The sequence below is a fragment of the Pseudomonas sp. GW821-FHT09A09 genome (assembly GCF_059418405.1).
On record NZ_JBWKPU010000021.1, the window covers coordinates 99,154 to 107,560 of the forward strand.

Genomic DNA, 8,407 nt, shown 5'->3' on the forward strand with positions numbered 1-8,407 from the left:
AAGCCTGAATTAACCTAGGAATTACACCGATGAATAGCCAAGCAAACGTCAACGTTGTCCACGAATCCGAAGCCCAGCGCCAACATGCCCGCGTGAAAATCCCGGCCAAGCTGCGCTTTTTCAACACTGACCGCACACCGACCGAAGCACGGGTCATCGACCTGTCTGCCGGCGGCCTGGCCTTCACCTCCACCCAGCCGTTGACCGTCGGCGAAGTGCACAAGGGCCGCCTGCAGTTTGTGATCGATAACCTGGGCCTGGCCATGGACGTGGAACTGCAAATCCGCTCCTACGACCGCCAGACCGGCCGCACCGGTTGCCAGTTCCAGAACCTGGAACCCCAGGATATTTCCACCCTGCGCCACCTGATCACTTCGCACTTATCCGGCGACATCGTGACCATGGGCGACGTGCTGGCGACCCTGCAACGCGACAACTTCACCAAGGCGCGCAAGGTCAAGGACAGTGGCAGCGGCATGACCGCCTTTGGTCGCCTGCGTGCGGTGACCTTCAGCGCCGGTATCTTCATCGTCGGCCTGGCTGCGTTCGGTTTCGTGTTCAAGTCGGTGTACGGCATGTACTTCGTCAGCCACGCCCAGGCCGGCCTGGTCAGCGTGCCCGGCATGAACGTGACCATGCCACGCGACGGCACCGTGCAGAGCCTGCTCAAAGGTGACGCCGTGGCTGCCAAAGGCGCGCCGCTCGCCACCTTCAGCACCAGCATGCTCGATGTGCTCAAGGGCCACCTGGACGAAGACCAACTGCAACCGGCCAAGGTTGAAGAGCTGTTCGGCAAACAAATGACCGGCACCCTGACGTCGCCGTGCGACTGCGTGGTAGCCCAGCAAATGGTCGCCGACGGCCAATACGCCAGCAAAGGCGACGTGATCTTCCAACTGGTGCCACGCGGCAGCCAGGCCAACGTGGAAGCGCGCTTCACCTATCGCCAGTTCGCTGACGTGCGCCCAGGCACGCCGGTGAGCTTCCAGGTGGCCGACGAAGAACAGATCCGCACCGGCACCATCGTCAGCAGCACCAGCCTGAACAGCGCCGACCTGTCCTCCGACATCCGCGTACAGATCAAGCCTGACGCACCGCTGGACAGCACCTACGCCGGCCGCCCGGTGGAAGTGACCAGCGACCGTGGCCCTTCGCTGAACTGGCTGATCGATAAAGCCATGGCCAACGGTCTGTAAGCAGAGGACATGCCTGTGATGACTCTCCCAAACACACCACTCCCCTCTGTGGGAGCCGGGCTTGCCCGCGATGGCATCGACTCGGTACACCCGATATACCGAGGTGCCCGCATCGCAGGCAAGCCAGCTCCCACACAAGGCAGATCGCATGCAGCCGCCGTGTATTGTGCTCTGGCACTGGCCGTCAGCCTGGCCGGTTGCGCCGGCCTGCCCGACCAGCGCCTGGCCAATGAAGCGCTCAAGCGTGGCGACACCGTCACCGCCCAGCAGAATTACCAGCAACTGGCTGACCTGGGTTACAGCGAGGCCCAAGTGGGCCTGGCCGATATCCAGGTGACCACCCGTGACCCCGAGCAGATCCGCCAGGCCGAAGCCACCTACCGCGCCGCCGCTGACACGTCGCCGCGTGCCCAGGCTCGCCTCGGCCGTCTGCTGGTGGCCAAGCCCGGTGCCACCGAAGCCGAGCAACACGAAGCCGAAGGCCTGTTGAAAAAGGCTTTTGCCAATGGCGAAGGCAACACCCTGATCCCGCTGGCGATGCTCTACCTGCAATACCCTCACAGTTTCCCGAACGTGAACGCCCAGCAGCAGATCAGCAAGTGGCAGGCCGCGGGTTATCCGGAAGCCGGTTTGGCCCAGGTGCTGCTGTATCGCACCCAAGGCACCTACGACCAGCATCTGGATGATGTGGAGCGCATCTGCAAGGCCGCGCTGAACACCACCGATATCTGCTATGTCGAGCTGGCCACGGTCTACCAGAAAAAAGCCGAGCCGGAAAAACAGGCCGAACTGCTCAAGCAAATGGAAGCCGGCTACAGCCGTGGCACCGTCACTGCACAACGGGTCGACAGCGTTGCTCGCGTACTCGGCGATGCCTCCCTGGGCAAGCCAGACGAGAAAACCGCCCAGGCCCTGCTGGAAAAAATCGCCCCGGGCTACCCGGCGTCCTGGGTCAGCCTGGCGCAACTGCTCTACGACTTCCCGGAACTGGGCGACGTCGACCAGATGATGAAGTACCTGGACAACGGCCGCGCCGCCGACCAGCCGCGCGCCGAGCTGTTGCTGGGCAAGCTCTACTACGAAGGCAAGTGGGTGCCGGCCGATGCCAAGGCCGCCGAAGCGCACTTCGAAAAAGCCGTGGGCAAGGAAGTGGCCGCCGATTACTACCTCGGCCAGATCTACCGCCGTGGCTACCTGGGCAAGGTTTACCCGCAAAAAGCCCTGGATCACTTGCTGACCGCTGCGCGCAATGGCCAGAACAGCGCCGACTTCGCCATCGCCCAATTGTTTTCCCAAGGCAAGGGCACCAAGCCCGACCCATTGAACGCCTATGTCTTCAGCCAGTTGGCTAAAGCCCAGGACACGCCAGAGGCCAACGACTTGGCCACGCAACTCGAAGCCCCGCTGACCCCGGAGCAACGCACCCAGGGCCAACGCCTGGTGCAACAAGAGCTGGCCGCCCGCGGCACCCTGGCCCAGAGCACGCTGCAACTGCACGCCCTGGATGAAGAAGACGGCGAGGAATCCCTATGAAGCTCAACCCATTCGTCAAGGCCGGTATCGGCCTGACCTTCGCCTTGTTGTGGTCGTGCCCGACCCTGGCTGCGCTCACCGAAGCCAAGAACTTCGGCCTGGAAGTCAAAGCCACCGCGCAGTCCGAAGATGACCGCGACCTCGGCACCCAGAAAGGCGGCGACGTCAACGGCATCGGCCTCGACCTACGCCCGTGGATCTATGGCGAAAGCGGCGCGTGGAGCGCCTACGCCATGGGCCAGGCCGTGACCTCCAGCGACATCATCGAGACCGACACCCTGCAACAGTCGGCCGATGACACCACAGAACAGTCGAGCAACGATGACCGCAAAGCCAAGAAAAACTACCTGGCCCTGCGCGAATTCTGGGTCGGCTACAGCGGCTTCACGCCCTACCCCGGCGAGATCCTCAAGTTCGGTCGCCAGCGCCTGCGCAATGACGACGGCCAATGGCGCGACACCAACATCGAGGCGCTGAACTGGACCTTCGACACCACCTTGCTCAAGGCCAATATCGGCGCCGCTGAACGCTTCAGCGAATACCGCACCGACCTCAAGGAACTGTCGCCCAAGGACAAAGACCGCCAACACTTCTACGCCGACGCTGCCTACCAGTGGACGCCGGGCCAGTGGATCGGCCTGCGCGGTCACCACACCCATGACGACGGCAAGCTCGACTACGCCGAACCGGGTGTGGCTTCCGACCCGCTGGACAAGCGCGAAAACGGCGACCTGACCTGGCTCGGCATCGAAGCCAACAGCGATGCCTACAACTGGCGTAACACCAACACCGTCAACTACTGGGCCAGCGTCACCGGCATGCAGGGCAACCGTGACACGGTCAACGCGCTGAACGCCGACGGCACCCGCCCAACGAATGCCAAGCGCAGCGATGACGTGAACGGCTGGGCCACCGACCTGGGTATCCGCCTGCGTCTGGACCCGCAATGGCAAGTAGGCGCGGCCTATGCCCGCGCCAGCGCCGAGTACGAACAGAACGGCCTGCAAAGCAACCGCTCCAACTGGACCGGCACCCAATCGCGCCTGCACCGCTTCGGCGAAGCGTTCCGTGGCGAGATGAACAACATGCAGTCCATGAGCCTGTTCGGTTCCTGGCAGCTGCGCGAGGACTACGACGCCAGCCTGGTGTACCACAAGTTCTGGCGCGTCGACGGCAACAAGCCGGTGGGCAGCAACGGCATCGATGCGGTGCAGAACAACACCGATGACGTGACCGGCGCGATCCTGTCCAGCACCTCCCTGCCCCTTGAAGACGGCAAGAAAGACCTGGGCCAAGAGATGGACCTGGTCGTCACCAAGTACTTCAAAAAAGGCCTGCTGCCGGCCGCGCTCAGCCAGTCGATCGACGAACCGTCGGCCCTGGTGCGCTTTCGTGCAGGCGTGTTCAAACCGGGTGACGCCTATGGCAGCCAGGTGGACTCGTACATGCACCGCGCCTTTGTCGACGTGATCTGGAAATTCTGATGGGAGCCTGCGCGATGAACCCTCAAGCCCTCAAAGGCTCGGTCAGCCTGCTGGTCGCAGCCATGCTGCTGGCCAGCACTTCGGCCTTTGCCGACGGTGCGGCGGTGAAGGCGCCGACCATCGCCAAAGAGCTGCAACAGGCCAAGACCTACACCATTTCCAGCCCGCCGACGGCGCCACTGGAAATGGATAAACCGGCCCTGCCTGATCTGTCCGGCTACACCGCTGCGGCGATGGAAAAGAAAATCGTGCGGACCAAGCCGGGCAAAATCAGCCTGCGCCGCATGATGCAGGAAGACGCCCTCAAGGACTTTATCGGCGGTGACAACAAGATGGCCGAATGGGTGGTGCGCCAGCACGGCATTCCCCAGGCGATCTTCGTCGATGACGGCTACATGAACCTCAAGGACCTGCTGGGCAAGGTGCCCAAGCAGTACTTCAGCGAAACCTCACCGGGTGTGTTCCTGGCCAAGCTGCCGATTGTGGTCGGGCGCAAAGGCATCCTGGAAATCGACAAGAAGACCCAGCAATTGCGCCTGTCCCAGGAAGCCGGTTCGTTCCTGATCAACGACGGCCAACTGTTTGTACGTGACACCCAGATCACCGGCTGGAGCGAAAAAGCCAACGGCCCGGCGCTGTTCAAGTCGCCCAAGGAATTCCGCCCGTTCCTGCTGGCCTGGGGCGGCACCGAAACCTACGTCGCCAACAGCAAGATGGCCAGCTTCGGCTACGCCAACAGTAAGTCGTACGGGGTGAGTATTTCCCAGTACACGCCGAACATGGCCAAGGTGCTCAAGCGCCCGGAGCCGACTGGCTGGATTATTGATTCCGAGTTCTCGGACATGTGGTACGGCTTCTACTGCTACGAAACCACCGGCTTTGTGCTCAAGGGCAATACCTACAAAGACAACATCGTCTACGGCATTGACCCCCACGACCGTTCCCACGGCCTGATCATTGCGGACAACACCGTGTACGGCACCAAGAAGAAGCACGGCATCATCATTTCGCGGGAAGTGAACGACAGCTTCATCTTCAACAACCGCAGCTACGACAACAAGTTGTCGGGCCTGGTGATCGACCGTAACAGCGTGAACAACCTGATCGCCGACAACGAGATCTACCGCAACCACACCGACGGCATCACCCTCTATGAGAGCGGCGACAACCTGCTGTGGGGCAACAAGGTGATCAGCAACCGTCGCCACGGCATCCGCGTGCGTAACAGCGTGAACATCAAGCTGTACGAAAACACCGCCATGGCCAACGGCCTGACCGGCGTGTACGGCCACATCAAGGACTTGACCGACACCGACCGCGACATCGCCCTCGACCCGTTCGACGCCAAGGTCTCGCTGATCCTGGTGGGCGGTGAGCTTGCCGGTAACGGCAGCGGGCCGCTGTCGATCGACTCGCCGTTGAGCATCGAGCTGTACCGCGTGTCGATGCTGGCGCCGACCAAATCCAGTGGCATCAGCTTCTCCGGCGTTCTTGGTGATCGCCAGGAAGAAATTCTCGACCTGCTGGTGCGCCAGCAGAAAGCCGTGCTGATCGACCCTGTCGAACGCCAGACCGAAATGCAGGACTGAGGATGACCCTTATGCACCCAAACATGATCAAACTGCTGAGCCTCTCGGGTCTGACCCTCGGCCTGCTGGCGGCCAGCCAGGGCGTACGCGCCGATGAAGTAAAGGCCCCGACCTTTACTGCCGAACCCTGCTGCAGCCTGTGCCCGGCCGCCCACGATGCGCGCAACTACACCACGCGCTACCAGCAGAACTTCACCACCCTGGTGCAAGCCCAGGGCGACTGGTTGTTCCGTACCCAGGAAGACCTGCGCACCGAGTTCGACACCAGCCCGGCCGGCTACAAGCGCATGCAGCAACTGCACGATGCGTTCAAGGCCAAGGGCGTGGAACTGGTGGTGGTCTACCAGCCAACCCGTGGCCTGGTGAACCGCAACAAGCTCAACCCGGAAGAAAAAGCCAAGTTCGACTTCGACAAGGCTCTGACCAACTACAAAACCATGCTCGGCCGTTTCGCCAAGATGGGCTATGTGGTGCCGGACCTGTCGCCGCTCACCAACGAGCAACTGCCGGATGAACTGCCGGCCCACGATTTCTACTTCCGTGGTGACCAACACTGGACGCCGTACGGCGCCCAGCGCACGGCGAAAATCGTCGGTGAAAAAGTACGCGCCATGCCTGAGTTCGCCGACATTCCCAAGCGCGAATTCGAGACCAAGCGCTCCGGGCGTATGGGCAAGACCGGCACCCTGCACAACATGGCCGGGCAACTGTGCGGTACCAGCTACGCGATCCAGTACATGGACCAGTTCACCACCGAGCCCAAGGGCGAAGCGGGTGACGGCGACCTGTTCGGCGATTCGGGCAACCCGCAGATCACCCTGGTGGGCACCAGCCACAGCGGCAAGAACTACAACTTCGCGGGCTTCCTGGAACAGGAAATCGGCGCTGACATCCTCAACGTCGCCTTCCCGGGCGGTGGCCTGGAAGGCTCGATGATCCAGTACCTGGGCAGCGATGAATTCCAGAAGAGCCCGCCGAAAATCCTCATCTGGGAATTCTCGCCGCTGTACCGCCTGGACCAGGAAACCATCTACCGCCAGATGATGGCGTTGCTCGACAACGGCTGCGAAGGCAAGACCGCGCAGATGACCTCCAGCACCACCTTGAAACCCGGCAAGAACGAATTGCTGGTCAACAGTTCGAACAAAGACCTGCGTAACGCCAGTCACCAGGTTGATATCCGCTTCGCCGACCCGTCGGTGAAAACCTTGCAAGCCACCCTCTGGTACATGAACGGGCGCCACGAGGACCTGAAGATCGAAAAACCCGAAACATCCGATACAGACGGGCGTTTCGCCTTCGAACTGCGCACCGATGAAGACTGGGCCTCGCAGAACTTGCTGGCCGTGGAAGTCCAGGGCCCCGAAGCAGGCCAGGCCGCGCAGAAGGTTGAAGCGAAAATTTGCACACGCAACGTATTCCCAGCCGGTGGTCAACAGACCGCTTCAACTGGGCAATGAGGTTACCTATGCAGAAGTTATTGATCCCTACGTTACTGGGCCTTGCGATCTTCGCAGGCTCGGTCAACGCCGCCGCGCCACTGCGCCCGCCTCAGGGCTATTTCGCCCCGATCGAGGCGTTCAAGACCGGCGACTTCAAGAATGACTGCGACGCCATGCCGGCGCCGTACACCGGTTCGCTGCAATTTCGCAGCAAGTACGAAGGTTCGGACAAAGCTCGCGCCACGCTGAACGTGCAATCTGAAAAAGCCTTTCGCGACAGCACGGCCGACATCACCAAGCTGGAAAAAGACACCAGCAAGCGCGTGATGCAGTTCATGCGCGACGGTCGCCCGGAGCAGTTGGAATGCACCCTGAACTGGCTGACCAGCTGGGCCAAGGCGGATGCGCTGATGTCCAAGGACTTCAACCACACCGGCAAGTCCATGCGCAAATGGGCGCTGGGCAGCATGGCGTCGGCCTATGTGCGCCTGAAGTTTTCCGACTCCCACCCGCTGGCCAACCACCAGCAGGAATCGCAGTTGATCGAGGCATGGTTCAACAAACTCGCCGATCAGGTCGTCAGCGACTGGGACAACCTGCCTCTGGAAAAAACCAACAACCACTCCTACTGGGCTGCGTGGTCGGTGATGGCAACGTCCGTCGCCACCAACCGTCGCGACCTGTTTGATTGGGCGGTGAAGGAATACAAGGTCGGCGTGAACCAGGTCGATGACCAGGGCTTCCTGCCCAACGAATTGAAGCGTCAGCAACGCGCCCTGTCGTACCACAACTACGCCCTGCCGCCGCTGTCGATGATCGCCAGTTTTGCCCTGGTCAACGGTGTTGATTTGCGCCAGGAAAACAACAGCGCACTCAAGCGCCTGGGCGACAAAGTGCTGGCCGGGGTGAAAGACCCGGACATCTTCGAGCAGAAGAACGGCAAGGAACAGGACATGAAGGACTTGAAGCAGGACATGAAATTCGCCTGGCTCGAACCTTTCTGCACCCTCTACACCTGCGCCCCGGATGTGGTGGAGCGCAAGCACGGCATGCAACCGTTCAAGACGTTCCGCCTGGGGGGTGACCTGACCAAGGTCTACGACCCGGCGCATGAAAAAGGCAACAAAGGCAGTTAGGTGAATACCCTCCTGTAGGAGCCCGGC

General features: G+C 61.5%; 6 protein-coding genes. All 6 read left to right on the forward strand.

Translation table 11 applies throughout. The features are described from left to right. Nucleotides 1-29: 29 nt before the first annotated feature. The 6 genes from AC07OV_RS18995 to AC07OV_RS19020 are packed head-to-tail and all read left to right on the forward strand — an operon-like array spanning nucleotide 30 to nucleotide 8,380. Nucleotides 30-1,196 carry an alginate biosynthesis protein Alg44 gene (locus tag AC07OV_RS18995; RefSeq protein ID WP_176994999.1) on the forward strand — a complete coding sequence of 389 codons (1,167 nt, stop codon included), beginning with the start codon at nucleotides 30-32 and terminating at the stop codon, nucleotides 1,194-1,196. 18 nt (nucleotides 1,197-1,214) lie between these two features. Continuing rightward, the gene (gene algK / locus AC07OV_RS19000; RefSeq protein ID WP_495092766.1) at nucleotides 1,215-2,729 is read left to right on the forward strand and encodes an alginate biosynthesis TPR repeat lipoprotein AlgK; all 1,515 of its coding nucleotides are present in this window, start codon (nucleotides 1,215-1,217) and stop codon (nucleotides 2,727-2,729) included. After that, nucleotides 2,726-4,213, forward strand: coding sequence for an alginate export family protein (locus AC07OV_RS19005; RefSeq protein WP_176995001.1), 1,488 nt, complete (start codon nucleotides 2,726-2,728; stop codon nucleotides 4,211-4,213). Before algK ends, AC07OV_RS19005 begins: the two co-directional genes overlap by 4 nt. Beyond that, a complete protein-coding gene (gene algG, locus AC07OV_RS19010) occupies nucleotides 4,213-5,802 on the forward strand; it encodes a mannuronan 5-epimerase AlgG (RefSeq protein WP_495092767.1) in 1,590 nt (529 codons plus the stop codon). Before AC07OV_RS19005 ends, algG begins: the two co-directional genes overlap by 1 nt. Before the next feature lie 11 nt (nucleotides 5,803-5,813). Beyond that, entirely contained in the window at nucleotides 5,814-7,262 is a 1,449-nt protein-coding gene (locus AC07OV_RS19015) for an alginate O-acetyltransferase (protein ID WP_495092769.1), read from the forward strand. 8 nt (nucleotides 7,263-7,270) lie between these two features. Further along, nucleotides 7,271-8,380: a mannuronate-specific alginate lyase gene (locus AC07OV_RS19020; RefSeq protein WP_494997228.1), complete on the forward strand. Its 1,110-nt coding sequence runs from the start codon at nucleotides 7,271-7,273 to the stop codon at nucleotides 8,378-8,380. The last annotated feature ends 27 nt before the right edge of the window (nucleotides 8,381-8,407 follow it).

Coding starts and splice junctions, on each gene's coding strand:
- AC07OV_RS18995 (WP_176994999.1), top strand. CDS start 30: ATGAATAGCCAAGCAAACGTCAACGTTGTCCACGAATCCGAAGCCCAG.
- algK (WP_495092766.1), top strand. CDS start 1,215: ATGACTCTCCCAAACACACCACTCCCCTCTGTGGGAGCCGGGCTTGCC.
- AC07OV_RS19005 (WP_176995001.1), top strand. CDS start 2,726: ATGAAGCTCAACCCATTCGTCAAGGCCGGTATCGGCCTGACCTTCGCC.
- algG (WP_495092767.1), top strand. CDS start 4,213: ATGGGAGCCTGCGCGATGAACCCTCAAGCCCTCAAAGGCTCGGTCAGC.
- AC07OV_RS19015 (WP_495092769.1), top strand. CDS start 5,814: ATGCACCCAAACATGATCAAACTGCTGAGCCTCTCGGGTCTGACCCTC.
- AC07OV_RS19020 (WP_494997228.1), top strand. CDS start 7,271: ATGCAGAAGTTATTGATCCCTACGTTACTGGGCCTTGCGATCTTCGCA.